This window comes from Xanthomonas sp. LMC-A-07, assembly GCF_030208825.1.
GTDB lineage: Bacteria > Pseudomonadota > Gammaproteobacteria > Xanthomonadales > Xanthomonadaceae > Xanthomonas > Xanthomonas campestris.
This window is the reverse complement of sequence record NZ_JARVTF010000017.1, coordinates 54,219-80,668: the sequence shown is the minus strand read 5'-3', so window position 1 is coordinate 80,668 and position 26,450 is coordinate 54,219. Positions and strand designations below refer to the sequence as shown.

21 protein-coding genes, 1 other RNA gene, 1 pseudogene and 1 riboswitch are annotated in these 26,450 nt (G+C 66.0%); of the genes and pseudogenes, 10 read left to right on the top strand and 13 right to left on the bottom strand.

Going from position 1 to position 26,450, the window contains the following annotated elements:
* The first annotated feature begins 47 nt into the window (after positions 1 to 47).
* Positions 48 to 1,004, top strand: coding sequence for a ribokinase (locus QRM89_RS17920; protein WP_285448635.1), 957 nt, complete (start codon positions 48 to 50; stop codon positions 1,002 to 1,004).
* Positions 1,005 to 1,013: 9 nt separating this feature from the next.
* Here the strand turns inward: QRM89_RS17920 and QRM89_RS17915 are convergent, their stop codons facing one another.
* Positions 1,014 to 1,160, bottom strand: coding sequence for a hypothetical protein (locus tag QRM89_RS17915; RefSeq protein WP_285448634.1), 147 nt, complete (start codon positions 1,158 to 1,160; stop codon positions 1,014 to 1,016).
* Between the two features lie 389 nt (positions 1,161 to 1,549).
* Here QRM89_RS17915 and dusB point away from each other — a divergent pair, with 389 nt between their 5' ends.
* Positions 1,550 to 2,548 (top strand): tRNA dihydrouridine synthase DusB, encoded by a 999-nt coding sequence (gene dusB / locus QRM89_RS17910; protein ID WP_285448633.1) that lies wholly within the window; start codon positions 1,550 to 1,552, stop codon positions 2,546 to 2,548.
* Between the two features lie 151 nt (positions 2,549 to 2,699).
* Here dusB and QRM89_RS17905 read toward each other — a convergent pair whose 3' ends face one another.
* Entirely contained in the window at positions 2,700 to 3,791 is a 1,092-nt protein-coding gene (locus QRM89_RS17905; protein ID WP_285448632.1) for a metal-dependent hydrolase, read from the bottom strand.
* A 234-nt stretch (positions 3,792 to 4,025) separates the two neighbouring features.
* On the opposite strand from QRM89_RS17905, the gene metK reads away from it, so the two are divergent.
* Positions 4,026 to 5,237: a methionine adenosyltransferase gene (gene metK, locus QRM89_RS17900; protein ID WP_011269998.1), complete on the top strand. Its 1,212-nt coding sequence runs from the start codon at positions 4,026 to 4,028 to the stop codon at positions 5,235 to 5,237.
* 969 nt (positions 5,238 to 6,206) lie between these two features.
* Here the strand turns inward: metK and QRM89_RS17895 are convergent.
* Together QRM89_RS17895 and QRM89_RS17890 are read right to left on the bottom strand one after the other, a co-directional pair.
* Positions 6,207 to 7,538: a histidine-type phosphatase gene (locus QRM89_RS17895; RefSeq protein ID WP_285448631.1), complete on the bottom strand. Its 1,332-nt coding sequence runs from the start codon at positions 7,536 to 7,538 to the stop codon at positions 6,207 to 6,209.
* Positions 7,528 to 10,299, bottom strand: coding sequence for a TonB-dependent receptor (locus QRM89_RS17890; protein WP_285448630.1), 2,772 nt, complete (start codon positions 10,297 to 10,299; stop codon positions 7,528 to 7,530). Before QRM89_RS17890 ends, QRM89_RS17895 begins: the two co-directional genes overlap by 11 nt.
* A gap of 335 nt (positions 10,300 to 10,634) precedes the next feature.
* Here QRM89_RS17890 and QRM89_RS17885 point away from each other — a divergent pair, with 335 nt between their 5' ends.
* Positions 10,635 to 10,817, top strand: a complete 183-nt coding sequence (locus QRM89_RS17885; RefSeq protein ID WP_285448629.1) for a hypothetical protein — start codon at positions 10,635 to 10,637, stop codon at positions 10,815 to 10,817.
* A 196-nt stretch (positions 10,818 to 11,013) separates the two neighbouring features.
* Here QRM89_RS17885 and QRM89_RS17880 read toward each other — a convergent pair.
* From QRM89_RS17880 to QRM89_RS17850, 7 genes are all read right to left on the bottom strand, one after another.
* A non-coding RNA gene (locus tag QRM89_RS17880) (sX9 sRNA) lies at positions 11,014 to 11,088 on the bottom strand.
* 60 nt (positions 11,089 to 11,148) lie between these two features.
* Positions 11,149 to 12,411 carry an OmpA family protein gene (locus QRM89_RS17875; RefSeq protein WP_285448628.1) on the bottom strand — a complete coding sequence of 421 codons (1,263 nt, stop codon included), beginning with the start codon at positions 12,409 to 12,411 and terminating at the stop codon, positions 11,149 to 11,151.
* 126 nt (positions 12,412 to 12,537) lie between these two features.
* A complete protein-coding gene (locus QRM89_RS17870; protein WP_285448627.1) occupies positions 12,538 to 14,601 on the bottom strand; it encodes an alpha/beta fold hydrolase in 2,064 nt (687 codons plus the stop codon).
* A complete protein-coding gene (locus QRM89_RS17865; RefSeq protein WP_115529883.1) occupies positions 14,598 to 15,635 on the bottom strand; it encodes a DUF4105 domain-containing protein in 1,038 nt (345 codons plus the stop codon). The genes QRM89_RS17870 and QRM89_RS17865 overlap by 4 nt, the downstream gene beginning before the upstream one ends.
* A complete protein-coding gene (locus QRM89_RS17860) occupies positions 15,632 to 16,204 on the bottom strand; it encodes a TetR/AcrR family transcriptional regulator (protein ID WP_161961844.1) in 573 nt (190 codons plus the stop codon). The genes QRM89_RS17865 and QRM89_RS17860 overlap by 4 nt, the downstream gene beginning before the upstream one ends.
* Positions 16,205 to 16,284: 80 nt before the next feature.
* On the bottom strand, positions 16,285 to 18,999 hold the full coding sequence (gene ppc, locus QRM89_RS17855) for a phosphoenolpyruvate carboxylase (RefSeq protein WP_285448626.1): 2,715 nt from the start codon (positions 18,997 to 18,999) through the stop codon (positions 16,285 to 16,287).
* Between the two features lie 277 nt (positions 19,000 to 19,276).
* The gene (locus tag QRM89_RS17850) at positions 19,277 to 21,784 is read right to left on the bottom strand and encodes a prolyl oligopeptidase family serine peptidase (protein WP_115539667.1); all 2,508 of its coding nucleotides are present in this window, start codon (positions 21,782 to 21,784) and stop codon (positions 19,277 to 19,279) included.
* A gap of 122 nt (positions 21,785 to 21,906) precedes the next feature.
* Positions 21,907 to 22,021: riboswitch (S-adenosyl-L-homocysteine riboswitch) on the top strand.
* Between the two features lie 30 nt (positions 22,022 to 22,051).
* Between QRM89_RS17850 and ahcY the strand changes: the two genes are divergently transcribed.
* From ahcY to QRM89_RS17830, 4 genes are all read left to right on the top strand, one after another.
* Complete coding sequence (gene ahcY / locus QRM89_RS17845) at positions 22,052 to 23,494, top strand: adenosylhomocysteinase (RefSeq protein ID WP_011035988.1); 1,443 nt, start codon at positions 22,052 to 22,054, stop codon at positions 23,492 to 23,494.
* A 113-nt stretch (positions 23,495 to 23,607) separates the two neighbouring features.
* The gene (locus tag QRM89_RS17840) at positions 23,608 to 23,829 is read left to right on the top strand and encodes a hypothetical protein (protein ID WP_285448625.1); all 222 of its coding nucleotides are present in this window, start codon (positions 23,608 to 23,610) and stop codon (positions 23,827 to 23,829) included.
* Between the two features lie 244 nt (positions 23,830 to 24,073).
* Positions 24,074 to 24,358 carry a DUF1778 domain-containing protein gene (locus tag QRM89_RS17835; RefSeq protein ID WP_273673643.1) on the top strand — a complete coding sequence of 95 codons (285 nt, stop codon included), beginning with the start codon at positions 24,074 to 24,076 and terminating at the stop codon, positions 24,356 to 24,358.
* A gap of 1 nt (position 24,359) precedes the next feature.
* A complete protein-coding gene (locus QRM89_RS17830; RefSeq protein WP_273673641.1) occupies positions 24,360 to 24,659 on the top strand; it encodes a type II toxin-antitoxin system RelE/ParE family toxin in 300 nt (99 codons plus the stop codon).
* A gap of 158 nt (positions 24,660 to 24,817) precedes the next feature.
* Here the strand turns inward: QRM89_RS17830 and QRM89_RS21370 are convergent.
* Positions 24,818 to 24,958: pseudogene (locus QRM89_RS21370) on the bottom strand (DUF3228 family protein); the annotation flags it as partial.
* Between the two features lie 231 nt (positions 24,959 to 25,189).
* Between QRM89_RS21370 and QRM89_RS17825 the strand changes: the two are divergent.
* Positions 25,190 to 25,441 carry a hypothetical protein gene (locus tag QRM89_RS17825; RefSeq protein ID WP_285448624.1) on the top strand — a complete coding sequence of 84 codons (252 nt, stop codon included), beginning with the start codon at positions 25,190 to 25,192 and terminating at the stop codon, positions 25,439 to 25,441.
* 16 nt (positions 25,442 to 25,457) lie between these two features.
* The gene (locus tag QRM89_RS17820; RefSeq protein WP_285448623.1) at positions 25,458 to 25,766 is read left to right on the top strand and encodes a hypothetical protein; all 309 of its coding nucleotides are present in this window, start codon (positions 25,458 to 25,460) and stop codon (positions 25,764 to 25,766) included.
* A 93-nt stretch (positions 25,767 to 25,859) separates the two neighbouring features.
* On the opposite strand, the gene QRM89_RS17815 is transcribed toward QRM89_RS17820, so the two are convergent.
* Positions 25,860 to 26,417 carry a DUF3228 family protein gene (locus QRM89_RS17815; protein ID WP_285448622.1) on the bottom strand — a complete coding sequence of 186 codons (558 nt, stop codon included), beginning with the start codon at positions 26,415 to 26,417 and terminating at the stop codon, positions 25,860 to 25,862.
* Between the last annotated feature and the right edge of the window lie 33 nt (positions 26,418 to 26,450).

Sequence of the window (26,450 nt, the reverse complement as noted above, 5' to 3'; positions counted from 1 at the left end):
CACTGCACGCCACGTGTCATCTTAGTCATTCAAGCAAGCAGGTATTTATGAGTTCGGTCGTCGTTGTCGGGTCCTTCAATGTCGATCACGTGTGGCGCTGTGATGCACTGCCCGCGCCGGGTGCCACCATCGCCGGTCGCTACAGCACCGGTCCCGGCGGCAAGGGGTTCAACCAGGCGGTTGCGGCCGCACGTGCCGGCGCCAAGACGCACTTCCTGTGCGCGCTGGGCGACGATGCCGGCGGCGCACTGGCGCGTTCGCTGGCCGCACAAGATGGGTTTGCACTGATCGCCGAGCCCAGCAATGAGCCCACCGGCACCGGCGGCATCTATGTCGATGCGCATGGCCGCAACACCATCGTGATCGGTGCCGGCGCCAATTCGGTGCTGAGCGCCGGGTTTGTCGACAACCAGCGCCCGCTGGTGACCTCGGCGCGCGTGCTGCTGACGCAGCTGGAATCGCCGGCAGAAACGGTGGAATCGGCGCTGGCGCTGGCACGCGAATGCGGCGTGCTCACGGTGCTCAACGCCGCGCCGGCCAACGCGCCGACCTCGATCAGCCTGCTCAAGCTTTCCGACGTACTGACGCCGAACGAAACCGAATTCGCCGCGCTGCTCGGCCGCCACGTTGGCGAGCGCATCAACGCCGACGATGTAGCCGCGCTGGACGGCAATACGCTGCATTCGCTGTGCCGCAAGCTGCTGCCAGGCGGCACCGTTGTGGTGACGCTGGGCGCGGTGGGCGCCTTCATTTCGCACGCGGAAGAACAGCTGCGCGGCGACACCCAGGCGCATTACCGCGTGGGCGCGGAAAGCGCGCAGACGGTGGATACCACTGGTGCGGGCGATGCCTTCAACGGCGCGCTGGTGGCTTCGCTGGCGCACTCGCCCAATGCCAGCTTCATCACCCATGTACGCTTTGCCACGCGCTACGCCGCACGCTCCACCGAAGTGGAAGGCGCGGCGACCTCGATGCCACGCATGGTGCCCGAACCGGCGGTGTGAGCCGCAAGCTTACGCGACGACGACGACGACGGCGACCGCAGCGATGCGGTCGCCTTCTGCGTTGAGGGCGCTGGCCGGCACTGCGGCGAACGGCAGGCACATCAATGTCCCGCTCACATCGATTTGAGTAAGGACTGCGTGGGCGCTATGGCGCATCTGTGTTTAAGCGCCTGCATCGGAAGCTGCAGTTGAGCGCGAAGCGCAAGTCGCGGCCTGACGAAGGCAGCCAACTCAACAGACGCGTTGAAGTCCGGCACACGCAGCCATCGCCCGCGCAGCGGCCGCCATGGCCACAGGCACACCGTCCTGCTTAAACACGACGCACATCGCGCAGACCCGAAAACCAAGCGCTCTGACGAGTTACAACTCCCAATGAAGTCAGGCCTACACAGCCCTCCCCACATCGCGGCGATCCATCCCGCATGCGGAGACCACCCAAACACCCCGCACAGCAATCGCTCAGAGCCGAAGGCCGCCACCGCTTTAAAGATTCCCCATTCCCGACTCCCGATTCCCGATTCCCCACCCCAAGCTACAATGCCCGCATGCAGATAGGCCCCTACACCATCGCCCCCAAGGTGATCCTGGCCCCCATGGCGGGCGTCACCGACAAGCCGTTCCGCTTGCTGTGCAAGCGGCTGGGTGCGGGCCTGGCGGTGTCGGAGATGACCATCTCCGATCCGCGGTTCTGGGGTACGCGCAAATCGTTGCATCGTATGGACCATGCCGGCGAGCCGGATCCGATCAGCGTGCAGATCGCCGGTACCGAACCGGAGCAGCTGGCCGAAGCGGCGCGCTACAACGTCGACCACGGCGCGCAGCTGATCGACATCAACATGGGCTGCCCGGCCAAGAAAGTCTGCAATGCCTGGGCCGGCTCGGCGCTGATGCGCGATGAAGACCTGGTGGCACGCATCCTGAGCGCAGTGGTGCGTGCGGTGGATGTTCCGGTGACGCTGAAGATCCGCACCGGCTGGGACTGCGACCACCGCAACGGTCCGACCATCGCACGCATCGCGCAGGATTGCGGCATCGCCGCGCTGGCCGTGCATGGGCGCACCCGCGACCAGCATTACACCGGTACGGCCGAGTACGCCACCATCGCGCAGATCAAGGCCGCGCTACAGATTCCGGTGATCGCCAACGGCGATATCGATTCGCCGCAGAAGGCCGCGCAGGTGCTGCGCGATACCGGCGTGGACGCGGTGATGATTGGCCGCGCTGCGCAGGGCCGGCCGTGGATCTTTGGCGAGGTAGCGCATTACCTGGCGACCGGCGCGTTGCTGCCGCCGCCATCGCTGGCCTTCATGCGCGACACCTTGCTCGGGCATCTGGAAGCGCTGCACGCCTTCTACGGGCAGCCGCAGGGCGTGCGCATCGCGCGCAAGCATCTGGGGTGGTATGCGAAGGATCATCCGCAAAGTGCGGACTTCCGCGCAGTGGTCAATCGCGCCGAAACACCCGAGGCGCAACTCGCGCTGACCCGCGATTATTTCGACGCCCTGATTGCCGGCGTGCCGCCGACGCTGCACGCCGCTGCCTGAGCCAGTTGGCCGTGTTGGCCGTCGGCGCGCCGAGACTGCGCGCAGCGCACGTCACCTGTCCGCAGATGCAACCACACCTGATCGCATCGGCATGCGTGGCACATCGCCCATGCGCCGCGCAGCCGCATGAAACCGTGCTACGAGACCGGTGTTATTGCACCTTGGCCGAGGCCGGCGCAGCGCTGTCATCCAGATCGCCGGTCAGCGCCTTGCCGGTTGGCGCGTGCCAGATGCGGTGCCACATCTGTGCCAGCACCGCGCCGATCTGGTCGCGCGCCACCGGCGCACGGTACGCCGCCTGGACCTGGCGCGGCACGATCGGCTTCCATTGCCCATCATCACGATGGGCGACCACGAAGTTGAAGTTGTAGTCCGGCTCCAGGCCCATGCGCAGGTCGCTGAGCATCAGGTCGTCGTCGACCAGCCGTGCGCGCATGAAGCCGCGATTGAACCAGGTGAGCCGGCGCACCGAGTCGAACGCGGCCACCTCGCCCAGCGCCTGGGTGTTGCTGGAAAAGCCGCGGAACTGCATCGGGCCGCTATCGGCCACCAGCGAACGCTCGCCAATCACGTAGCCATTCGGGGTCATCGCCACCACGCGCCACAGCAGCGTATTGAGCGGCATCGGCACCGAGAAGCGCGGCGCATCGCCCAGCCCCAGCGCAGCGAGCGCGCGGTCGGCCTCCTGGTCGACCAGCTGCTTGGCCAGCAGCGACCAGCCCAGGTAGGCCGAGCTCAGCACCAGCCCGGTAACCAACGCACGCTGGGCCAGCGGCCGTGCGCGCGCAAACCAGGCCACCGCGCAGGCCAGCAGCAGCCACAGCGTGTAGGCCGGGTCGATGATGAACACACTCGACCACATGGCCGGATGCGGCTGCAGCGGCCACCACAGCTGGGTGCCGTAGACGGTGAAGGCATCCAGTAGCGGATGGGTGATCAAGGCCAGCTGGATCGCCCAGAACCAACGCTTGGGCGCACCGGCCACGCGGCCGTCGCCATAGCGCCGAAACAGCCACCAAATGAGCCAGCCCACCAACGGCAGCACGAACAGCGAATGGCTGACACTGCGGTGCACGGTCATCAAGGTGACCGGGTCGTCGGTGAGCGGCAGCAGCGCCAGCGAGTCGAGGTCGGGCAAGGTGCCCAGCGCAGCGCCGGCCAGCAAGGCCGCACGGCGCTGACCGGCCGGCGCGATGGCTGCGGCAATCGCGCCGCCGAGTACGATCTGGGTCAAGGAATCCATCGCCGGATGCTAGCAGGCCGAACCTGCTTGCGCGGTGCCGCCGAAGCCCGACGCGGGGATGTCTGACACCGGCCCCGCATGCAGGTGCAAATCACCTACCCTCGCGCTGGCCGATGCGACCGATGGACGTGGCTTAACCCCACCGATGCCCGTTCAGGCGCACAATGCAACGGTCACCGTGGGCGTGTATCATCCGCACCCATCTTTTCATCCGAATTAAGGGATATAAGCCTGATGTCCAGCTACCTGTTCACCTCCGAATCGGTCTCCGAAGGCCATCCGGACAAGATCGCCGACCAGATCTCCGACGCAGTGCTGGATGCCATCCTGGCCCAGGACAAGCGTGCCCGCGTGGCGTGCGAGACGATGGTCAAGACCGGTGTGGCGATCGTTGCCGGCGAAGTGACCACCAGTGCCTGGATCGACCTGGAAGCGCTGACCCGCAAGGTGATCCTGGATATCGGCTACAACAGCTCCGACGTCGGCTTCGACGGCGAGACCTGCGGTGTGCTGAACCTGATCGGCAAGCAGTCCCCGGACATCAACCAGGGCGTGGACCGCAAGAACCCCGAACAGCAGGGTGCCGGCGACCAGGGCCTGATGTTCGGCTATGCCACCAACGAGACCGACAGCTACATGCCGGCGGCGATCCACCTGTCGCACCGCCTGGTCGAGCAGCAGGCCAAGATCCGCAAGAAGAAGAACTCCGCGCTGTCCTGGCTGCGTCCGGATGCCAAGTCGCAGGTCACCCTGCGCTATGAAGACGGCGTTGCCACCGCGATCGATGCCGTGGTGCTGTCGACCCAGCACGATCCGGGCGTCAAGCAGAAGGACCTGATCGAAGCGGTGCGCGAGGAAATCCTCAAGCCGGTGCTGCCGGCCAAGTGGCTGCACAAGGGCACCAAGTTCCACATCAACCCGACCGGCAAGTTCGTGATCGGCGGCCCGGTGGGCGATTGCGGCCTGACCGGTCGCAAGATCATCGTCGACACCTACGGCGGCTGGGCCCGTCACGGCGGCGGCGCGTTCTCGGGCAAGGATCCGTCCAAGGTCGACCGTTCGGCAGCCTATGCGGCGCGCTATGTGGCCAAGAACGTCGTGGCGGCCGGCCTGGCCGACCGTTGCGAAGTGCAGGTTTCCTACGCCATTGGCGTGGCCGAACCGACCTCGATTTCGGTCACCACCTTCGGTACCGGCAAGATCGCCGACGAGCTGATCGAGAAGCTGATCCGCAAGCACTTCGACCTGCGTCCGTTCGGCATCATCCAGATGCTCGACCTGATTCACCCGATGTACCAGCAGACCGCCTCCTACGGTCACTTCGGCCGCAAGCCGAAGGACTTCACCTACACCGACGGCACCGGCGCGCAGCACAGCGCAACGTCGTTCTCGTGGGAAAAGACCGACCGTGCAGAAGCGCTGCGCGCTGCTGCAAAGCTGAAGTAAGCCGGCTGCTCCCTCGGGAGCGTGCTTGGTAATGCAAATGGGCCGCTGATGCGGCCCATTTGCGTTTTGGCGGCATGGACGTCGTTGGCGAGCTTGTGGCGATGCAGGCGCGGCGTGCCCCGTCTTCGGTTGCCGTGCCGTACACCGCACAGTCTTACGCGCGACGTCTGGCAGTGATGTGCGACGGCTTCGGATAGCGAGGGCGCTTGTGCGCGTGCCGGCATGGGACACGCTGCAAGTACGTCCATGTAGGCTCCCATGCGGCATCCATGCCGCATAGAGTTCCGCGCCGGCACGCGCACAAGCACCGCCGGTTGTGGTCGATGGCGGAAGGAACGGCGTTGCCGGGTTTCCAAGCGATCGCCAACGTAGCGGCGTCACCAGCCACACATGTCGCGCTGATGGCGGCCAGCCTGTTGGCGCAGACCGATCTGTTCCGTATCGGCGTAGCGATGTTTGGAGCGCGACCTTCGCCGGCAAAAAATTCGAGTCGATGCCGCCCTGATAAACAGCGAAATTCGGACACGTCGCGCTTGATCAAAGAAATGTTCGCGGTGCGATCAGCCATGGCACGGCTTGGCAGCGCGGCGTCGCATCCGGGAGCGGGACCGTGTAGCGGCATGGATGCCGCTACCGAGCCTCCATGGACGGATTCACGGCGTGTCCGCTCCCGGATGCGGCGCCGCGCGTATCGACCAACGTCGCGCACGGAGCTACCGGGGATTGCACACGCGCATCCGCCATCAAAGACGCTGCGCATGTAACGGGCTGGGTATGCCCATTGTTAGTCGGTGCAGGCACCTACGCGGCCTATATCTCGCAAGAGGCCTAAAGCCAACATGCATGTGCGCACCAGTAGCTCTCGTTAGCAGCCGAGGCTAAAACCGCGTGCGTCATCCGTTTGCAACATGCCTGCCACGCAGCATCGCCCCACAAATGCGACCAAGCCGCCAACGCAACTCCATCACCTCACGGCGAGGGCTGCAGCTGCCGCTCCAGCGCCTGCGTAAACGCCGGCAACGGGCACGCCATCCGCTGCTCACCAGCGCAAACGCCTAACGCCAACGTCTGCTGCAACGGTGGGTGGTCCAGATCCAGCGGTGCCAATGTGCGCAATTGGTCCAGCGATTGCGCCAGGTACTGCGCGCGCACGCTGCGATGGCCGTCGGGCGTGCGCCACAAACCCAGCACCAACGCGCCACCGGGCGGTGGATCGTCTGCGCCATAACCGGGTAGATGGAAGTGCACGCCCAGCAGACTGCTCAACGCCGCGATATGCGTGTCGCTGCCGACGAAGACAGACACCTTTGGCGCCTGCGCGTCGCCGAAGCGCTGCAGCACCTCGCGCGCCAGCGGCGCACCCGAGCGCGAGGCCATGTAATGCGGCCGCGCATAGATGTCGAACAGCAGCGCGTGCAGGCGCGACACCTGCGCCAGGCGCTCGGGTGTGGCGCGCCCCCAGCCGACCTGCGACAGCGGCATGCCTTCGGCGTATTGCAGCAGCAGTACTTCACCGGTGCCGGAGGTCAGGTCGATCGGCCCGCCCAGTGCCAGGCCGCGACCATCCGCCGAAGGCTTCAGGGTGGACGGCATGCGCGCAAAGTCACAAGGTGTTTTGGTGCAGCCCAGGATCTGCTGCAAGGCCTGCAATTCCGCGGCATGCCCCTGCAGCAAGGCGGCTGGGCCGCCGGTTTCACGCTGGATCGCTGCAACCGCCGCGTTCGCATCGAAGGGCACAGCGCCGGCTTCGATCGGCCGGAACAACGGATCGTTACTCCCGACCGCGCGATGCCCTGCCTGCACGTCGCAGCCGGGCGCCAGGGCGTCGGCCAGCAACGCGCCACTGTCGATGGTGCGTTGGTCGGTATTGGCCCAGACCGTCAGGCCGCCCGGCGCCGGGCAGCCATTGCGGGGCAGCAGCGCCTGTTGCATCAACCACTGCCGCAGATACTCGCCACTCAGCTGCACCGCCTTGCGGCCATGCGGGGTGACCAGGCTCGCTGGCGTGGACCATTGCGGCCACGCTTCGTCGGCGTAATGCGCCGCAGCCGCTTCGCCTTGCAGCGGCGCACGCACGCCGTGCCGGAACACCACCACCACCCGTTCCAAGGTCGCGCTGGCAGCTGACGCCGCCGGGGTCGGCCGTGGTGTACAGCCCAGCGACAGCGCGGCAACCAGCAGCACGCCGAGCGTTTGCCAGCGCAGAAGAGCTGCAGCTGCCCGCGGCCGCGCTGGCCTGCACGCGAACGTCGGTAGTGACTTCAACTCTGCAGCCACCACTGCAGCGGGATCAGAACACATACTTGGCCGTCACCAGGCTGGTCATGCCGGAATCGACGATGTCGGAGATGGCCGTGTTGTCGTGGCCTACGTGCGCCCAGTAGCTGTGCTGCTTGGTGAGGTTGGCCACGGACAGGTCCACGCGCAGATGGTCGGTGGGCGCGTAGCCCACGTGCAGGTCCACGCGGGTGATCGGCTTGATCCACAGGTTGTCCCAACGCGCGCCCTGATTGAGGTAGTCGTAGACCGACACGTATTCGCCGGAATAGTGGTAACTCAGATTCACCGACCACGGGCCTTTTTCGTAGAACACCTCGGCGTTGGCGAGCAGGTCCGGCGCGTTCTGGATGCGCTCGTGCGCGAACCCTTCCTCGCCCAGATCCACGCGCGTGGTCTGGCGCGTCACGTTGCCACCGATGCCGAAGCCGTCCAACGGTGCCGGCAAGCCCTGGAAGGTTTGCCGCACCGCCGCTTCCATGCCGAGCACGCGGCCGTCGCCACCGTTTTGCGGGCGCACGAAGCGCGTGCTGGCGGTTCCACTCTCGCCAGCGTTGGCGGCATCCGAACCGCTTTCGTAGATGTAATCGGTGAGGCGCTTGTAGTAGCCGGCCAGCATGGCGTGGCCGCCCGCATCGTTCTGCCACTCGCCGGACAGATCCACGTTGAGCGACTTGATCGGCTTCAGATCCGGGTTGCCTTCGGTGATGGTGGTCTGGCCATCGGCAGAAATATCGGTGGAGCGGCCGCCGCCGAGTTGCACGAAGGCCGGGCGCGTGTAACTGGTCCACACCGAGCCGCGATAGACCGCGCCATCGCCGTCGGGGCGGTAATTCACGAACACGCTGGGCAGCACCACGTTGTAGCGGGTCTGGTTGTTGGCGAAGGCGCCCGCTTGCTCCACGCCGCCCACAGCGGCTGGCTGCGCCCAGAAGGTGTTGTCGATGCTGGTGTGCTCAAAACGCAGGCCGGGAAGAATTTCCCAGTTGCCGGTGCGCAGCGTGGCCATCACATAGGCCGCGCTCACCGCTTCGGTGGCGCGCATGGTGTTGCAGTTGAGATTGTTGACCGCCAGCCGCCCGCAGCTGTCGAAACTCTCCGGCGTGAGCGTGCGCGCGATCAAGGCATTGAGGGCATCGTTGCTCAGCCGCAGCGTGGGTAGCGCGTACTGGCCCGGGTACACCGCATCGTAGCGCTGCGCCACCAGGCCGGTATCGCGCAGCAAGGTGCCATCGGTGTACTTGGCGTTGGTCCAATCACGGTCGGTGAAGCTGCGCGAGCTGTCCACATACTTCACGCCGAATGCAATCCGGCTCAGCACGCCGTCGTCGAAGTCGTAGCTCACATCGAGCTTGCCGCCGCCCTTGTCCTGGCCGCTGTATTGCTTGGAGATCTGCCCCGTCCGCCGTGCAAACAAGCTGCCGACATCCGAGGCCTGCGCCTGCATCGCCGGCGTCAGCAACGGAATCGGGAAGCCGTCGCCGTCGTAGCTGATGAAGCGGTTGGCACCGTAGGCAAAGTTGGTGGAGCTGTATTGATCGTTGCGCGCGGAGATTTCCACATGGTCCGGGCGATCGTTATTGCCGGTGCCGTAAAACACATTCGGTGCGAACGTCCAGTGCCCCAGCTGTTTCTCGGCACCGAACTGGATGGTGGCCAGGTCTGCTTCTTCCGGGTTGGTTTCGTACCAGTAGCGCACGGCCACGCGATTGATCTGCGGCTGGTAGACGCCGCTGGCACCGATCTGCGTATAGCTGACATTGGCCGGCACAAATTGCGTGTAGCCGGTGTTCTGTTCGGTCTTGGCAAACGCGTAGGTCATGCGGGCGTACAGATGCAGGCTGGGGTCCACGCGCCAGTCGAACGCGGCGTTGCCACCGTAGCGGCGGGTATCGCCTTGCGAATAACCGATGTTCACGCCGGTGCTCTGCAGTGCGTCCTGCGGATCGGTGCCTGCCGCCAGCGCGCCGCTGGCATCGGTGCGGGCAAATTCCCATGAGCCATCGCTGCGCGCGGCAGAGGCGCCTGCCACTTCGCTGTTTACGAAATGGCGCTCGTCGTAGTACGCACTTACGGCCACACCGAACTGACCATCGGCACCGAAGCGCGCATGCCAGTCGCCGGCGGCACCACTGCCCAGCCCGGAATCGCCGTAATCACGCGCGCGGCTTTCCATGCGCCCGCTCAGGGTGATGCTGCCGCCCTGGCGGTCTGGTGAATCGAACGCGCTGGGGGTGCGGTAATCGATGGTGCCGCCGATCGCATCGCCATCCATGTCGGCGGTGGAGGTCTTGTTCAACACGATGGTCTGCAAGCCGGAGGGCGGCAGCAGGCTCAGTTGCACGCCGCGGCTGTACGGCATGCCTTGCGCGACGTTGACGCCGTTGATCAGGTTGACGTTGTATTCGGCATTGAGGCCGCGTACCGAGGAGAACATGCCCTCGCCACGCGCAGCACCGTCGATGCCGCCGAAATACGACTGCCCGGTGTTGATGACATTGACGCCCGGCATCAGCCCCAGCGCTTCGGCCACGTTGTGCACCGCGGTGGTCTTGAGGTCGTCGGCCGAGAGCACATTGACGGTGTTGGTGGCGGCCATCTGCATGTCGGTCGCGTTGTAACGCGTGGCCGCCACGGTGACCTTGTCCAAGGTGGTCATCGCGCCCTGCGCGGGCGCGTTGGCCTGGGTGTCTTGCGCGGCGGCATGGCCAGCCACGATGCACAACGAGAGGCACAGCGCCTGCGACAGGCGCGAGGGACGCAACAACACACAACGACGCATCATGAAAGATCCAAATGTGCAGCGGCCCGCCATGCCTCTACATGACGACCACCGGGAAGTGGGGGCATTCGACGCGGCCGGCTCCTCGGCGCATCACCTGCAAGCAGGCGCGGCGCATGGTGGTCGGGGCATATTTCAGTGCGGTGACGCGTGCGCGATGCGGTGCAAACACGCGCGGGTGATGCGGAATTGCGCACAGTCGATGGCGCGGCAGGTGACGTGCGCCGTTGAAGTGCGCAAGCGGTCACGCTGGCATCGCTCCTGCAATGAGAAAGACCGAATCGCCGGTTTGCGTGCATGAATCTTGATGACTACCAGGTCTCTATTTGAGGAGCTTGGTGCAGCGCCGTGCGTCGCTGCTGCATTGGGTAGTGGATGCGCTGATGCACCGCCGCCGCGTGCTGTTTGCTGTTTGCTGTTTGCTGTTTGCTGTTTGCTGTTTGCTGTTTGCTGTTTGCGAGACAGAAGAGCATCACCGCGAGCATGCGCGACGCCGGCAGTGCCTGCAGGATCAGTCGTGAATTCCCATGACAGCGCATGTATGCGCTTCCGCATCTCAGACGGTCTGATGCAAGTCAGCCTGGATGGAACCTGCAATTCGCTACAGCCGCAACGCAGTGATGACACCAGGCGCGCATCGAAGCCGAGTCACGCAAAACGTGCCCACCGCTGCCACGCACGCAAGCGATGCGTGGCGCGGCGTAGTCCACTAAGCGTGGCTACCAAAACGTAGCGAGCAGCCGTCAGGTGGGTGCGGACGGCGCGGAAGAACCGGAGTGTCCGCCAGTACCTGAGGATTCCGAGCACCGGCCGCGCCCGCCTGGCGGCTGCGCAGTCGTTTTGATCGCTGCGCTAAGTGCGCAGGAACAACTCCACGCGTCGATTGAGCTGGCGCCCGCCCGGATTGTCCTGCCCTTTGACGGTATTGGGCGCCACCGGCTGCGACTCGCCATAGCCCTTGGCACTGGCAGACTGCGCGGTGCCGCGCGTGCGCAACGCGGCGAGCACCGCATTGGCGCGGCGCTCGGACAGCGCCTGGTTGTAGTCATCGCCACCCCTGGCATCGGTATGCCCACGGACTTCCATCTGCGCGACGCTGACCTTGCCGAGTGCAGCCGCCAGTGTGTCCAGTACGCGCGCCGCGTCCGGGCGGATGTCTGCCTTGTCGAAGTCGAAGAGGATGCGGTCGCTCAAGGTGATCACATACCCGCATGGCGCGCCGGGCGGCGCGAACTTCTGCAGCAGCGGAAACCGGCCCGCGGGCGGCACCTTGGGTAGCGGCGGCATCCGCACCTGCTGTAGCGGCGTGCCCACGGTGCCGGTGCCATCGCCATGGTTTTGCACCAGGCCATCGGGGCCGTTCCACAGACCCGAACCGTCGGCGTTGATGGTCACCAGGCCACGCGGCCCGTTCCAGGTGCCGCTGCCGTCGCCGTGGTTATCCACCAGGCCGTGCTTGCCGTTCCAGGTGCCGGCGCCCTTGCCGTCCAGGCTGATCAGCCCGGCCGGGCCGTTGTAGGTGCCCGCGCCCGACGCTTCGACCTGGATCAATGCGCCTTCGCTCTGGCCGTCATCGGCGCTGTTGATGGTGCCGCTGCCATCGGCGTTGACCTGGACCAGGCCGCCATCGACGTTGGCGGTGCCACTGCCGTCGGCCTTGAGCGCGAACAGGCCAGCCGCACTGTTGCGCAGCAGATTGCCGTCGGCATCCACGCTGGTAATGCCGGCATCGTTGATCAGCGTTCCGCCGGTGTCACAGCGCGCCGGTGCCACGCGCACGCCGTCGATCGGGTCGAGGATGTCCTGCAGCGATGCTTCCAATGCGCGCTGCGCCGGAGTTACGCCGGCGATGTCGGGCACCACGATCTGCGGAATGGCCGGGAACTCGGGAACTGCCGGGCTGCTGGCTGGCTCAGCTGCCGGAGCTGGCGCGGACGCAGACGCTCGCTGCGCCACTGGTGCCGATTCCGGCACGGCGGCTACCTGATCCTGCTGCCCCTCCCCGCGGCCGCAGCCCAGCAGCAACATGGGCACCCACAGCACTGCCGACAGCGTCTTGCGCATCGCACCTTCCTTGTTCGAGGAACCGCCTGATAGCACGGGTGCGGTAAACAATGCGCTAAGCCGGGCCTGCAGGCATGCACCGAAGCCTGCGTTGCTGGGGCACCGACGCCGTGCGACGTGTTGCAGCACACCATCACTCAAAAACGCCCCAGGCAATTGCCCAGCCGTGACACGCCGTCAGTGCGTGGCCAGATCGGTCGGTGCGTCGGCAGCCGAATGGGCCGAAGCATCGGTCGGTGGATCCGTCGCGGATTGCACGGCAGCCGGCGCCGGCGACGATGCCGCACCCTGCAACTCTGCGTGCAGGATGCGGCGGATCTCCAAGATCGCCTGCGGCGTTTCCTGCACGCTATGCCAGGACGTCACCACCAGTTCGGAGGCGGCACCGTCCAGATGCGCGCTGCGATATGGCACCAGACCGTCGTCGGACATGGCCAACGGCACCTGCGGTTTTTCGCGGCCGACGATCGTGTGGTAGCGCACCGAGGGCGCGATCGGCAGATCCGCGGCCGCGCGCACGAACGGGTCGGTATCGCGCAGGTTGTCGATGCTGGTCGGTGGCAACAGGCGCCGCTTGCGTTGCGGCTCGCCCGGTGCATCGCGCTCGCTGTTGGCCAGGTCCTGCAGCACATCGCCGAACCGATCCAGCAAGGCGATCGGCAGGCGCACCAGGCGGCCGACGAAGCGCCCCAACCCGCCTTCGGCCAACGGCGTGCCGCGGTGCGGGGCGGCGATGAAGATCGCGCGGCCGATCTGCGGCATCGGCGAAAAATGCAGCAGCGGCGACAGCTTCTGCCGGATCCGCGCACCGCGCTCGCCTTCCAGCCGGTAGTCGGCCAGCAGGCTGTTCCAGATCTGCTCGCCGGACGAAGACACCAGCAAGCGGCCGATCACCCCGCCCATGCTGTGGCCGATCAACACCATGTCGTGCGAGGCCGGCGCATCGCCCTGCGGGTCGAAATGCCGCAGGCTGCGTTGCACCAGTTCCTGGATCTCGGCGCGGTTGACCGCCAGCGGCGCGTTGGTGGGGTAATACACCTGCCAGATCTGATAGTGCTGCCGCAGTGTTTCATCGCCCATCACTTCATTGGCGACATTGACCCAGGCCTCCGGGCTGCTGGCCAGGCCGTGCAGCATCAGCAGCACGCGCCGGTTCGGGTCGTAGGGCTGCATCAGATACAGATGCGGGCGATCGATGCCGCGCGCACGGCCCAGCATCGAGCGCAGCGACTGCGCGGCAAAGCCCGACTTCGCAAGCCACAGGCCGTACGCGGCAGTGAAGTTGGCCGCCAATGGCACGCGCTGGCCATGCAGCATCACTGCGGTCTGGCGATACGGGTCATAGGGCGCGACCGTGGCGCTGTCGGTCTGCAGCACCGCATCCAGCGTGTCGCCTGCAAAACGCAGCAGGACCGTGGCCGGTGCATACGGCATCTCGCTGAAGGTGGGCAACGGCCGCTGCGGGTCTTTTGGCGTGGGCAGCGCCTGCTGCACGGCCAGGCCGGCCGGGTCGCCGACCACCGCCGGGTCTACCTCGGCCACCAGATCTGCACCGAAGCCGTCGCGGCGATAGGTGCTACGCAGCCCGCCGAAGCGCAGCGACGATGCCGCGAACAACGCACGCGGCGTATTGCCATCGCCGGGCAACCGGTAGGCGGCCAAGTCCACATCCACGCGCCAACGCCCCACCGTGGTGGCTGCAGGTGCGCTGGCGCCCGCCTGCTGGGCGCGCACGAACAGGCGTTCGACCACCTGCTGCACGGCATAGTTGTAGTAATCGCGCACCTGGGTCTGGCGGTTTTCGAAGGCACGTTCGCTGGGCGCGCGCGTGGTGAAGAACAGATACGCGTACGCATGCCGCGCCGCTTCCAGCCACGCGTCCAGTGCCGCATCGCTCATCTGTGCGGGTGTGCGCCCGCTCAACGCGATGGCCTGCGTGGTCCACAGCTCGGCCTGGGTGGCCAGCCGGCGCTCATCGCCGATGCCGGCCACCGTGCGCAGCTGTTCGATGCACGGCAGTGGCGTCTTGCGGCAGGTCTTGGGATCCAGCCCGGCCACCTGCAGCGTCTCGCTGCCGGCCTGGCTGAGCGTGCCGGCACTGAGGATGTCGCCGCGGGTCTGGGCGATGTAATCGCCGCTGCTGCGCGCCTTCACCGTGACCATGGCGCAGCCGCTGAGCCACACACAGGCCAGCACGGCCACGCCTGCCACGGCGCGCCGCGCCCAGGTGCTGCGGCTCATCGGTGTGCGCTCGCTACAGATGCCGATGCCGGTGCCTGCGGCATGCCTGCACGGATGCGCACGGAGAAATCTTCGGCGCGGTCTGCGGCGTGCGCACGCGCAGTGAAATGCCCACGTTGCTTCAGCGTGGCGAAGTCATAGCCCGGCATCAGCCCGTGATGGTCGAAGGCGTATTCGTCCGCATAGCCGGACAACAGCAGGCGATGATCCAGCGGCAACGTCGGCCGCAGCTGGCGCACCAGCGCAAACACAATGGTGGTGCAGTTGCTGGTGAGCGTGTTGTAGAACGCCGGCGCGCGGTTCAAGTCGTTGGCCAGCCCCACATACCCCATGAACATGCGGCGCAGGCCGGCCTTCGGAATGTTGAGGCGATACAGATACATGTCCTCGCCACGCACGTTGGTGCGCACGCGCAGGATGTCGCGCTCGTCGGCGGCCACCAGGGTCTCTTCGAAGCTGCGAAAGAAGCCACCCAGCGCGGAGAACGATTCGCCGCGTTCCTTGCGGATCTCCAGCGAGAACACCACGTGCGAGCCATCGTCGAAACCGAACGACACCAACGTGTGCGCAATCGCCGGGCCCATCCAGTACGACAGCGCCAGATCTGCGCTGACCAGATGATCCAGATCGTATTGACGCGTTTCCCAGCGCGGCTGGTAGTCGGTTTCGCTATGCCAGTCGAAGTTGCGCACGTTGTGCAGCGTGACCAGGTTGCCGTGCACTTCCGGGCGCAGACGCTGGGCGACATCGTCGGCCCAGTCGCGGTCCTGGCTGGGCTGCATCAGCCACCACGCCGTGCCCAGCGCCACGAAGGCGGCGGCGAAGATCCCCACCAGCGCCCAGTTCTCGCGCCGGCGCCGCAGGCCCCACAGCGCAGCGAGCGCCATCGCGCACCACGAGGCCACCCACCCGGCGCGCACCACGCCATTGCCGCTGAGCGCGAAATAGATCGCCAACCCGCCCCAGGTGGCGGCCACTACCACCGCAAGCCGCAATGCCCAGCGGCCGATGCGCGTACGCGTGGCCGGTGTCATTGCGTGCCGCCCACCGGCACCGGCATGCCCAGCGCGTGCATCAGCAGATCGGCGGAGCGGTGTGCCAGCCGCTTGCGCTCGGCTTCGTCGCTGCCACGCAGGCAACTGCCCAGCATGTCCATCACCAGGATCAACTGCTCTTCATCCAGATCCGCGCGGCACAGGCCGGCCTGCTTGGCGCGCTGCACGAACGGTAGAAAAATGCCGACCACGCGCTGGTCGACCGCTTTCACCGACGGATGCGCGCGCTCGATCGAACGCCAGAAATCCACCATCGGTGCGGACTGGGCGATGTGTTCGGCCACATCGTGCAGCAGCACGGCCAGACCATCCGGGCGATCGCCCAGGTCGGCCGCCAGCCGCTCCAGTCCATCCAGGCCGCGCTCCATCAGCGCGGTCATCAGGGCCAGGCGGTCGGGGAAATTGCGGTACAGCGTGGCGCGGCCAAGGCCGGCACGTTCCACCACCAGTTCCAGCGGGGCATTGACGCCGTGTTCGCTGAAGACTTCGTCGGCGGCGTCGAGAATCTGCCGGCGGCGGAGCGCGGCATCGGGGCGGGGAGCTATCATGCCGGCATTATCGGACAGATTTGTCCGGTTATGCCAGAGCCCGCTTGCCGAATGCGCGCACTCTCCGACCAACGGTTGGATCAGCCGGTGTTCTGCACGCCCTGCGCCACCCCGTTGACGCATGCCACCAGCGCACGCAGCAGTTCTTCGTCTTCGCCATCGGTGGCACGCCAGCGCTGCAGCAGATCCACCTGCAACACGCTGATCGGGTCGATGTACGGGTTGCGCAGCCGGATCGACAACGCCAGGCGCGGGTCGTGCTGCAGCAACGAGCGCTGCCCGAGCAAAGTCTTGACCCAGTGCTTGGTCAGCGCGAGTTCGTCGCGAATGCGCGGGAAGAAACGCGCGTGCAGCGGGCCGGCCAGGCGCGAGAACAGCTCGGCGATATTGAGATCGCCCTTGGACAACACCATCGCGATGTCGTCCAGGAAGGTGCGGAAGAACGGCCAGTCCTGCGCCATCTCGCGCAGGCTGTCTTCGTGCCCGGCCTCCACCGCGGCCTGCAGGCCACTGCCCACGCCGTACCAGCCGGGGATCACCGCACGCGCCTGGCTCCAGGCAAACACCCAGGGAATCGCGCGCAGGTTCGACAATGCCGCGTCCTGGCCCAGCCGGCGCGAGGGGCGCGAGCCGAGCGTCATGCGTTCGATCACATCGATCGGCGTGGCCAGGCGGAAGTACTGCATGAAATCCGGCGCGCCAACAAAACCGCGATACGCCACCGTGCTGCGCTCGGCCACCAGATCCATCACTGGCCGCCAGGCATCTTCGCGCGGCTCCGGCGCGCGCGGGCGCAGGCTGGACAACAGCACCGCGCCGGTCATCTGCTCCAGCGAGCGTAACGCTAGCGCGCGGATGCCGTACTTGCGATGGATCACCTCGCCCTGCTCGGTCACGCGCAGGCGTCCATCCACGCTGCCGCGCGGCGCTGCATCCAGCGCGCGGGTGGTCTTGCCACCGCCCCGCACGATCGAACCACCGCGGCCGTGGAAGAAGGTCAGGCGCACGCCGAGTTCGGCGGCGGCCTCCAGCAGTTCCACCTGGGCGCGTTGCAGGCCCCAGCGCGAGGCCGCAATGCCGCCGTCCTTGCCACTGTCCGAATACCCCAGCATCACCATCTGGGTGTCGCCGCGCGCGCGCAGGTGCTGGCGATACACCGGGTCGGCCAGCAGGTCCTGCACGGTGCCGGTGCCGCCGCGCAGATCGTCCACGGTTTCGAACAGCGGCACGATGTCCAGCGGCACCGCACCGGCGTCATCGACCAGGCCACCACGCCGCGCCAGCGCGAGCACGGTGAGCACGTCGGCGCGGTTGTGCGCCATCGAAATGATGTAGCTGCCCAGCGCATCGGCACCATGCCGCGTGCGTGCATCGGCGAGCGCGGCGAACACCGCATCCAGCCGCGCGTTGCCTTCGTCGTCCACCTGCGGCAACGTCTGCTCGCCCGCTGCGTATGGGCCGAGCAGACCGGCACGGTGGGTGGCGTCCTGGCTGTCCCAATCGGCTTGCCCCAATGCATCGGCCACTGCGCGCGCATGCACGCTGGATTCCTGGCGCACATCCAGCCGCGCCAGATGGAAACCGAAGCTGCGCACGCGCCACAGCAGGCGGCGCACTGCGAACCAGCCCGCGTGCAAGCCCTTGTTGGCCTGCAGGCTGTCCAGGATCAGTTGCAGGTCGTGTTCCAGCTCGGCAGGCGCGGCGTAGGCGCCGTCGGCATCGTCCAGGGTGGCCTGCAGGCGCGCGCGCATCAGGTCGTTGAGCAGGCGGTACGGCATGTCGCCGTGGCGCGGCCGCGAGCGTGCGGCGGCGTCGGGCAGCAGCGCCTGGTAGCGCTCCAGCTGCGCGCTCAATGCCGGGCTCACCGCCACCAGCGTGGTGGATTGGCTGAGCAGGCTCGCCAGCTGCCACAACTCGTTGAGATAACGGTCCAGCACCGCGCGCCGTTGCGCGTCCAGGGTGCCGGCAATGGTGTGCGCATCCACGTTGGGATTGCCGTCCATGTCACCACCGACCCAGGTGCCGAAGCGCAGCAGGCGCGGCAACGCCGGCGTGCTGCCGTAGGTTTCTTCGATGGCGTGTTCCAGGGTTTCGTACATCACCGGGATGACGCGGTAGAGCACCTGGGTGAGGTAGAAGCCCACGTGCTCGCGCTCGTCTTCAACGGTGGGGCGCACCGGCGAGGAATCGGCGGTCTGCCAGGACGCGGTCAACGCCATGCGGAACCGCGCTGCATCGGTGGCGCGCTCATTGGGCGTGCGCATGCCATCCAGGTTGTCGACCAGGCTGGCGACCATCAGCTGTTCTTTTTCGAGCAAGGCGCGGCGCACCGCCTCGGTGGGATGCGCGGTGAACACCGGCTCCACGTCGATGCGCGGCAGCCATTCGCTCAACTCGTCCAACGTCACGCCCTGCGCCTTGAGCCGGCGCAGCGCATCGTGCAGGCCTTCCGGCTGCGGGGTGTCGGTACCGCTGCGCTGGTAGTCGCGCCGGCGCCGGATGCGGTGCACGCGCTCGGCGATGTTGACCACCTGGAAATAGGTACTGAAGGCACGCACCAACGCCTCGGCGGCGCGCGGTTCGCGGCCTTCCAGCAGCGACAGCAAGCCGGCGGGCGGCGTATCGCTTTCGCGGCGTGCGATCGCGGTGGTGCGGATGCGTTCGATTTCTTCAAGGAAGTCCGCAGACACCTGCTCGGCGAGCAGGTCACCGACCAGGGCACCGAGCCGACGAACATCGTCGCGCAAGGGAACGTCGGGGGTAGCGAAGACAAGACTGCTGCGGTACTCGTTCATCGGAAACGCACACCCTCTTCAAGCGCAAAGTCGTCGAAGACTAACCCAAAAGGATTAGATGATCGCGACAGACGCGACGGTTTCACCTTGAACCATCGCGTTGACGGGCGCTTGAGATGTCTTCGCTATAGGAGCGCGCTTGCGCGCGATGGGCGTTATCGGCAATACCCATCGCGCGCAAGCGCGCTCCTACGTGGAGCCGCCTTGCGTGTGCGGTGTTGCGCAGCGATTGCGCCGATGACGGCACCGTGGAGCGGTGCCGTCTGTAACGCGCGCTTCAGCGCTTGCGCGCAGTGGCTGGGGCGTTGGCCTCGCCCAGCGTCATCTTCAACCACTGCTCGCTCTCGGCCAGCATGTGCAGGATCGACTGCCGCGCACGGTAGGCGTGCGCTTCGTTGGGCAGCATCACCAGCCGCGCGTTGCCGCCCAGGCCCTTGATCGCGGTGAACAGGCGCTCGCTCTGGATCGGGAAGGTGCCGCTGTTGTTGTCGTCCTGGCCGTGGATCAACAGCAGCGGGTCCTTGATCTTGTCGGCGTAGTTGAACGGCGACATCGCCTGATACACCGGTTGCGCCTGCCAGTAATTGCGTTCCTCGGCCTGGAAACCGAAGGGCGTGAGGCTGCGGTTATACGCGCCACTGCGCGCGATGCCGGACTTGAACAAGCGCGTGTGCGCGAGCAGGTTGGCGGTCATGAAGGCGCCATAGGAATGCCCACCGATGGCGATGTGCTCGCGGTCGGTCACCCCACGCCGCACCACTTCATCCACCGCGGCCTGCGCGTCGGCGATGAGCTGCGGCAGGTAGGTGTCGTTGGGTTCGGCATCGCCTTCGCCCACGATGGGCATGGCCGGGTTGTTGAGCACCACGTAGCCGATCGCCAGAAACGCCTGCGGGCCCCAGTAGCTGATGGCATTGAAGCGGTACGGCGAGTCGGTGACCTGGCTGGCGGTGTCGGCACTCTTGAACTCACCCGGGTAGGCCCACATCAGCAGCGGCCGCGGGCCATCGCGTTTGGGGTCGTAGCCGGGCGGCAGCAGCAACGTGGCAGTGAGGTCCACACCGTCATTGCGCTTGTAGCGGATCTGCTCCTTCTGCACGCCGCGCAATTGCGGCAACGGGTGCGCAAAGCGGGTCAGCGCCCGCGGTGTGGCGGCGGTGTCGCCCAGTGTCTGCACGTAGTAGTTGGCCGGCTCCTCGGGCGATTCGCGGCTGAGCAACAGCTGCGTGCCTTGCGCATCCAGCAGCGCGATCGGCGCGGCGTAGGTGGGCGCCTGCGAATGGAACAGCCGCGTGGTGCGTTTGCTCTGCAGCTCGAAGCGGTCCACGAACGGGCGGTCGCCTTCCGGCGAAGCACCTTTGCCGAGCAGGAACAGGCTGTTGCCATCGGCACCGGTCTGCAGCAGCGCATGGCCGTTGTCGTCGGCGATCAGCGCCGGCGTGCCGGGGTCGTTGTAGCGGTCCTGCGAGGAGCGGTCCCACAGCAGTTCCGGCGCGCGCTGTGGTTGATCCGGTGCAATGCGCCACTGTTTGGTGCGGCGGGTCTTCCACCAGCTCTCGCTGATGATGGCCAGGTCGCCGCGGCCCCACTGCACGCCCTCGAACCGGCTGCCGAGCTTGGCCAGGGTGACCGGCGCACGGTTGAACGGCGCGGCCTGCATCAGCACCGCATCACGCACGCTGCTGGCGCGCGCCGGGTCGCCGCCGTCCTGTGCTTCGGCCCAGACCAGGGTGGCCGGCGCATCGGCGCGCCAGGCGATTTCGCGCACGCCGGTGGGTACGGCGTCATTGCCGGTCGGCAAGCCTTCCACCAGCGGCAGTTGCGCGATCTGGCGGACCAGCTTGCCCTGCAGATCCAGCACCTCGATGCGGCGCGCGAACGCGTCCAGCGGCGCCAGATAGGAGAACGGGCGCTCGCTGCGTTCGCTCAACACGTAGCGGCCATCTGGCGACACCGACAGGTGCAGATAGATCCCGGGCGCGGCAATCGGCCGCACCTGCCCGTTCACCCCAACGATCACCGGCTGCGCGGTGGCGTAGTACTCGAACAGCCGCGCATCGGCTTCGTTGCGGAGCAGATCCTGATAGGTGCGGATTGCGCGCACGCCGGCATCGGCACTGGTCTGCTGGATTGCCGGGCCCGCCGGCACCGCGTCGCGGGCGGGCGGTGCGGCCTGGTCACGCAGTTGCTGCTGCACCAGCAACCCACTGCTATCGGGCAGCCAGTGCAGTTCGTCGTTGATGCTGGTGTTCACGTCGGCCAACAGGCGACGCGCCTGCCCTGCCGCCACATCCACCACCCACAGCTCATTGGCACCACTGGCCGCATCCTCGCGGCGGAAGGCCAGAGAGCGTTGGTCGGGCGACCAGGCCAGGTCGGCCAGCGACAACGGCGCCGGCAGGCCCGCGATCTGGCGCTCGCTGCCATCGGCCACCGACAGCAGCCACAGCTTGCTGGCGAAGGAGAACCGGCTGGCCGCATGGGTCTTGGGATGGATGCGCACGCCGGCCAGCTTGAGCTCCGGCTGCGCCACCTCGGCAATGTCCGGCAGCGCCGGCAGCTGCAGCATGGCCGCCAGGTCGCGCCGCGGCGACAGCTGCAGCAACGGCGCGCGCGGCGCGTCCACCACCGCCTGCAGCGCCTTGGACGGCAACTGGTAACCGGTGGTCGGCAAGGACGTCGGCGGGGCCACCGGCTGCGCCAGTGCCGGGACGCTCAGCGCCAGCCAGCCCAACACCACCCAGCCCCGTTGCCACCCCTGCCGCCTGGTGCGTCTCGCCTGCATGCCCTTCCCCGGTGTCGAATGAGGCTTGGACCATAGCAGCCAGGCGGCCCGGCTCCCCCTGTCGTTGGTTGGGGTGGGCGGCAATTCATGCCGGACGGGGGTGCTGCCGATATAATCAGACCCTCGTCGAGGGGCGCTGCGACCGGTACGGCAGACTCATCTGCCACCTGCACGAAAAGTGCGGGCAACAACGGCCAGGCTCGACAGGGATTTTTCGTGAAACGGCGCCCGGAATTGCAGACATTCGCCTGCCTACCGGAGCAACTGATGAACGCTGTCGCAAAAACCGTTCCACATACCGATTACAAGATCGCCGACATCTCCCTGGCCGATTGGGGCCGCAAGGAGCTGGACATCGCCGAGCACGAGATGCCGGGCCTGATGTCGATCCGCCGCAAGCATGCGCAGACCAAGCCGCTGAAAGACGTCCGCATCACCGGCTCGCTGCACATGACCATCCAGACCGCCGTGCTGATAGAAACGCTCAAGGACATCGGCGCCAATGTGCGCTGGGCCTCGTGCAACATCTTCTCCACCCAGGACCACGCGGCCGCCGCGATTGCCGCCACCGGGACGCCGGTGTTCGCCTGGAAGGGCGAGACGCTGGAAGAGTACTGGGACTGCACCCTGGACGCGCTGACCTTCACCCTGCCCGACGGCACCCTGACTGGCCCGGAGCTGGTGGTGGACGACGGCGGCGACGTCACCTTGCTGATCCACAAGGGCTATGAGCTCGAAAACGGCAGCACCTGGGTCGATGAACCGGCCTCCTCGCACGAAGAAGGCGTGATCAAGGCGCTGCTCAAGCGCGTGGCTGTCGAGCGTCCGGGGTACTGGGCGCGTGTGGTCAAGGACTGGAAGGGTGTCTCTGAAGAGACCACCACTGGCGTACACCGCCTGTACCAGATTGCCGAAGCCGGCAAGCTGCTGATCCCGGCCATCAACGTCAACGACTCGGTCACCAAGAGCAAGTTCGACAACCTCTACGGCTGCCGCGAGTCGCTGGCCGATGGCCTCAAGCGCGCGATGGACGTGATGCTGGCCGGCAAGGTCGCCGTGGTCTGCGGCTATGGCGACGTGGGCAAGGGCAGTGCCGCCTCGCTGCGTGCCTACGGTGCCCGCGTCATCGTCACCGAGATCGACCCGATCTGCGCCCTGCAGGCGTCGATGGAAGGCTTCGAGGTCAACACCATCGAATCCACCCTGGGCCGCGGCGACATCTATGTCACCACCACCGGCAACAAGGACATCATCACCGTCGAGCACCTGCAGGCGATGAAAGACCAGGCCATCGTCTGCAACATCGGCCACTTCGACAACGAGATCCAGGTCGATGCGCTGAATGCACTTAAGGGCGTGGAGAAGATCAACATCAAGCCGCAGGTCGACAAGTATGTGTTCGGCAACGGTAACGCGATCTTCCTGCTGGCCGACGGCCGCCTGGTGAACCTGGGCTGCGCCACCGGCCACCCGAGCTTCGTGATGTCCAACTCGTTCGCCAACCAGACCCTGGCGCAGATCGACCTGTGGGAAAAGCGCGACAGCTACGAGAAGAAGGTCTACATCCTGCCCAAGCACCTGGATGAAGAAGTGGCCCGCCTGCACCTGGAGAAGATCGGCGTCAAGCTGACCACGCTCACCAAGGACCAGGCCGACTACCTCGGCGTGGACGTGGCTGGCCCGTACAAGCCGGATCATTACCGCTACTGATCCATTGGCAAGACATTGCCATGCAGACAAGAACGGGCGCCGCAAGGCGTCCGTTTTTTTTTGTGAGATCAGCGAACCAAGCGTGCCTCCAATAGCTCTGCCACCGCGCCGCCATGAGCTGGCAATTGTCAGGCCTGGCTAGCCGGGCACTGCCGCCATGCTTCTCCGGAATTTTAGCTGTATCGACCTGCACGGATCTCGTGATTGTTCGACCAAACAAGACGATCTCTGCAGAATTCCCCGTGCTGTTTCTCGACCCAACATTCGTAGAGGAACTGGTTGCTGAGAAAGCAGTTGGGCAGCCGAAGCGCTTCAGTGTCGGCGCAGCGAAGTAGGTCGTTTTTCTGTCCCCGGGTTTTGCTTAACAACAGCGCATCGCTTTACAGATGCGATAGCGACAAGCGCCTGTGCGGGAAGCTGAAGAATCGTACCGAGCGGACTTGCAGGTATAGCTACCCCACCGCCGATCACTGCTTCAAACCGCTTTCTGCGGCCAGTTGAGCTGAGCGCTCACGACTCCGAGGACCTGTATCACACATGTGCTACATTGCCTACTAAACCCACCGCCGGGAGCCCCGCATGAGTACCACCACGATCCGCCTGCCGGACGCGCTCAAGGCCCGCATCGCCAAGGCGGCGGAGGCGGCCGGCACCACGTCGCACAACTTCATCCTGGAAGCCATCGCCGAGAAGGCCGAGCTGGCCGAGCGACGCGCCGACTTCCATGGAGAGGCCGAACGCCGTTGGGCCGAATTCCTCGAGACCGGCGAGAGCATTTCCTGGGAGGAGATGCGCCGCTATCTGACGGACCGCATTCAAGGTAAGGACACGCCACCTCCCACGCCCCGCAAGTTAGCGAAGTAGCATGGCGCGCGTCGAGTTCCTGCCCTCTGTCAACAAGGACCTGCGCCGCATCATTGGCCATCTGGAACAGTACGAGGCCGAGCACGTCCAAGCGCGTCTTGGCGAGATCGTCAGCGCATCGACTGTGCTCACGGACAATCCGCTGATCGGGCGCCTGACGCGCAACGATTTGCGCGAACTGGTCATTGGCCAAGGCGCTCACGGCTATATTGCCCTCTACCGGTATGTGATCGCGCTGGATACCGTATTTGTGCTGGCGATCCGCGCGCAACGCGAGGCGGGCTATACACGCGACGTATGAAACCGAGCCGACACCCGCGCCAACGCAACTGCCCGCCCCGTTGCTGCGCGATGCAGGCTGGGGTGTGATGCAAGGAGCACAGGTCCAGTCCGAACTGATTTGCCTGGCCGCATACTCGGCAGTGGCCGGCGCTATCGGCGGATGACGTGCGACCACGATCACGGCAGCCAGTTCGCGTTGTTCTGCCAGAATCTCACGCCGCGCCGGTAGACCACCTGGTCAAGTCATACACCGAACCGCCCTCTCTTCCTCAGCGCGTTGCGCAGTAACGTAATCGGCACTATCGGGATCTCTTCGGGCGCGACGGTGCGCCTTGAACCGCGTGCTTCGCTCGCCTTGCAACAGTGGCTGGCAACTCCGCATCGCTCGATGTTCGACGTATTGATCAGTCCGTTGCAGCTGAACCCTTGCACTCGACAGGCTGCACATGCCGGCGGTAACGTACCGGCCCGGGCGTCGCCCCTGCCTTGCCTGCACGCGGTTGCGGCAAAGCGCGCTGCCTCGGTCACCCCATCTAAAAAGGACACCGCATGGGTAGCTTCAGCATCTGGCATTGGCTCATCGTTCTTGTGTTTTTCGGCATCATCGCTGCCGTCATCAGCGCGATCGTCTGGCTTGCCAAGCGCGCTTCACGCAAACCCGGTGCATCTGCCGCAGGCACTACAGCGGCACTGAAGACCACCGAATCCCGGCTGGCCGAACTGGATCGGCTCAAGTCTCAGCAGCTGATCACCGACGCCGAGTACACCCAGCGACGCGCTCAGATTCTGAGCGATCTCTGAGCGGCTGCACCTGCCGGTGAATCATGTCCGCGCCGTGCTGGAACATGAGATCCATGTGGGTTGCGTACCAGGCGCCGCGTATCAAACGCTACTGGCGCAAGGTGACGCGACAAGCGACGGGATCGTGCTGGACGTCCGCACACCGGAGCGACAGGCCAAGATGTTCAGCCTGCTGCAGTCGCTGCAGCTTCCGTTTGCCGATGCGCCTGCAGGCTGGCCACCCGCAGCGGTCTTTGCGCAGCTCAGGGAGCAAGGGCTGGTGCACGGCGCCATCATCACGGTGACGTGGGCGGCCCCCGAGATGCCCGTGCTCGGCGTCGGCTAACGCTGCTTGAGCGCGTTGCTTGAACGCCGGTCGCCTGCAGGCAGCTGACGAAGGCGCAGGCCCATGTGCAATCGCTGCGCCCAACGCCTCGCGTCAGGGGCGCCAATTCGCGTTGGCATCCCAGAACGCCACCGCGCGGCGGTAGGCATCGCGATCCAGCGGCACGCCGGAACCGCCCTCCTCCACACCCAGCGCATTGCGCAACATGGTGATCGGGGCCATGGGAATTTCGTCTGGCTCGGCGGTGTACAGACAACCGACCACGCCCCAGTCCGCGTCGACGGGGCTGCCTTCTTTGGCCAGCTGATCGCGGCTGTAGAGGATGGGCAGCAGGTAGGTGGCCACCGGCGGCTCCACGCCTTCGAACCAGCGCACCAGGACTGGTAATTCCTGCGAATTGCGTGCCTCGTAGCCGGAGCGCAGCTGATGGCGATTGGCATCGGTGATGGGGACGGTCAGGCAGCGTGTCGAAGTCCAATTGCGATGCGCATGCAGCCGGCAGAATGGCGCGTAGCCCTCGATCACGCGCACTGGCGTTTCATCGTTGAGGCGCTGGATGAACTGCTCGGGCGTGCAGTCCTGGATGGCGTTGCGGCGGCCGTCGCGCGGAAACAATCGCGGGCGGGCAAACGGGGTAAGAACAATCGACATGGCGCGTGCTGGCAGCGGTACAGCGTGCAAGGG

Bases quoted from the DNA above. Each gene is read 5' to 3' on its own strand.
- QRM89_RS17920 (WP_285448635.1), top strand. From the start codon at position 48: ATGAGTTCGGTCGTCGTTGTCGGGTCCTTCAATGTCGATCACGTGTGG.
- QRM89_RS17915 (WP_285448634.1), bottom strand. From the start codon at position 1,160: ATGCGCCATAGCGCCCACGCAGTCCTTACTCAAATCGATGTGAGCGGG.
- dusB (WP_285448633.1), top strand. From the start codon at position 1,550: ATGCAGATAGGCCCCTACACCATCGCCCCCAAGGTGATCCTGGCCCCC.
- QRM89_RS17905 (WP_285448632.1), bottom strand. From the start codon at position 3,791: ATGGATTCCTTGACCCAGATCGTACTCGGCGGCGCGATTGCCGCAGCC.
- metK (WP_011269998.1), top strand. From the start codon at position 4,026: ATGTCCAGCTACCTGTTCACCTCCGAATCGGTCTCCGAAGGCCATCCG.
- QRM89_RS17895 (WP_285448631.1), bottom strand. From the start codon at position 7,538: ATGTGTTCTGATCCCGCTGCAGTGGTGGCTGCAGAGTTGAAGTCACTA.
- QRM89_RS17890 (WP_285448630.1), bottom strand. From the start codon at position 10,299: ATGATGCGTCGTTGTGTGTTGTTGCGTCCCTCGCGCCTGTCGCAGGCG.
- QRM89_RS17870 (WP_285448627.1), bottom strand. From the start codon at position 14,601: ATGAGCCGCAGCACCTGGGCGCGGCGCGCCGTGGCAGGCGTGGCCGTG.
- QRM89_RS17865 (WP_115529883.1), bottom strand. From the start codon at position 15,635: ATGACACCGGCCACGCGTACGCGCATCGGCCGCTGGGCATTGCGGCTT.
- QRM89_RS17860 (WP_161961844.1), bottom strand. From the start codon at position 16,204: ATGATAGCTCCCCGCCCCGATGCCGCGCTCCGCCGCCGGCAGATTCTC.
- ppc (WP_285448626.1), bottom strand. From the start codon at position 18,999: ATGAACGAGTACCGCAGCAGTCTTGTCTTCGCTACCCCCGACGTTCCC.
- QRM89_RS17850 (WP_115539667.1), bottom strand. From the start codon at position 21,784: ATGCAGGCGAGACGCACCAGGCGGCAGGGGTGGCAACGGGGCTGGGTG.
- ahcY (WP_011035988.1), top strand. From the start codon at position 22,052: ATGAACGCTGTCGCAAAAACCGTTCCACATACCGATTACAAGATCGCC.
- QRM89_RS17840 (WP_285448625.1), top strand. From the start codon at position 23,608: ATGAGCTGGCAATTGTCAGGCCTGGCTAGCCGGGCACTGCCGCCATGC.
- QRM89_RS17835 (WP_273673643.1), top strand. From the start codon at position 24,074: ATGAGTACCACCACGATCCGCCTGCCGGACGCGCTCAAGGCCCGCATC.
- QRM89_RS17830 (WP_273673641.1), top strand. From the start codon at position 24,360: ATGGCGCGCGTCGAGTTCCTGCCCTCTGTCAACAAGGACCTGCGCCGC.
- QRM89_RS17825 (WP_285448624.1), top strand. From the start codon at position 25,190: ATGGGTAGCTTCAGCATCTGGCATTGGCTCATCGTTCTTGTGTTTTTC.
- QRM89_RS17815 (WP_285448622.1), bottom strand. From the start codon at position 26,417: ATGTCGATTGTTCTTACCCCGTTTGCCCGCCCGCGATTGTTTCCGCGC.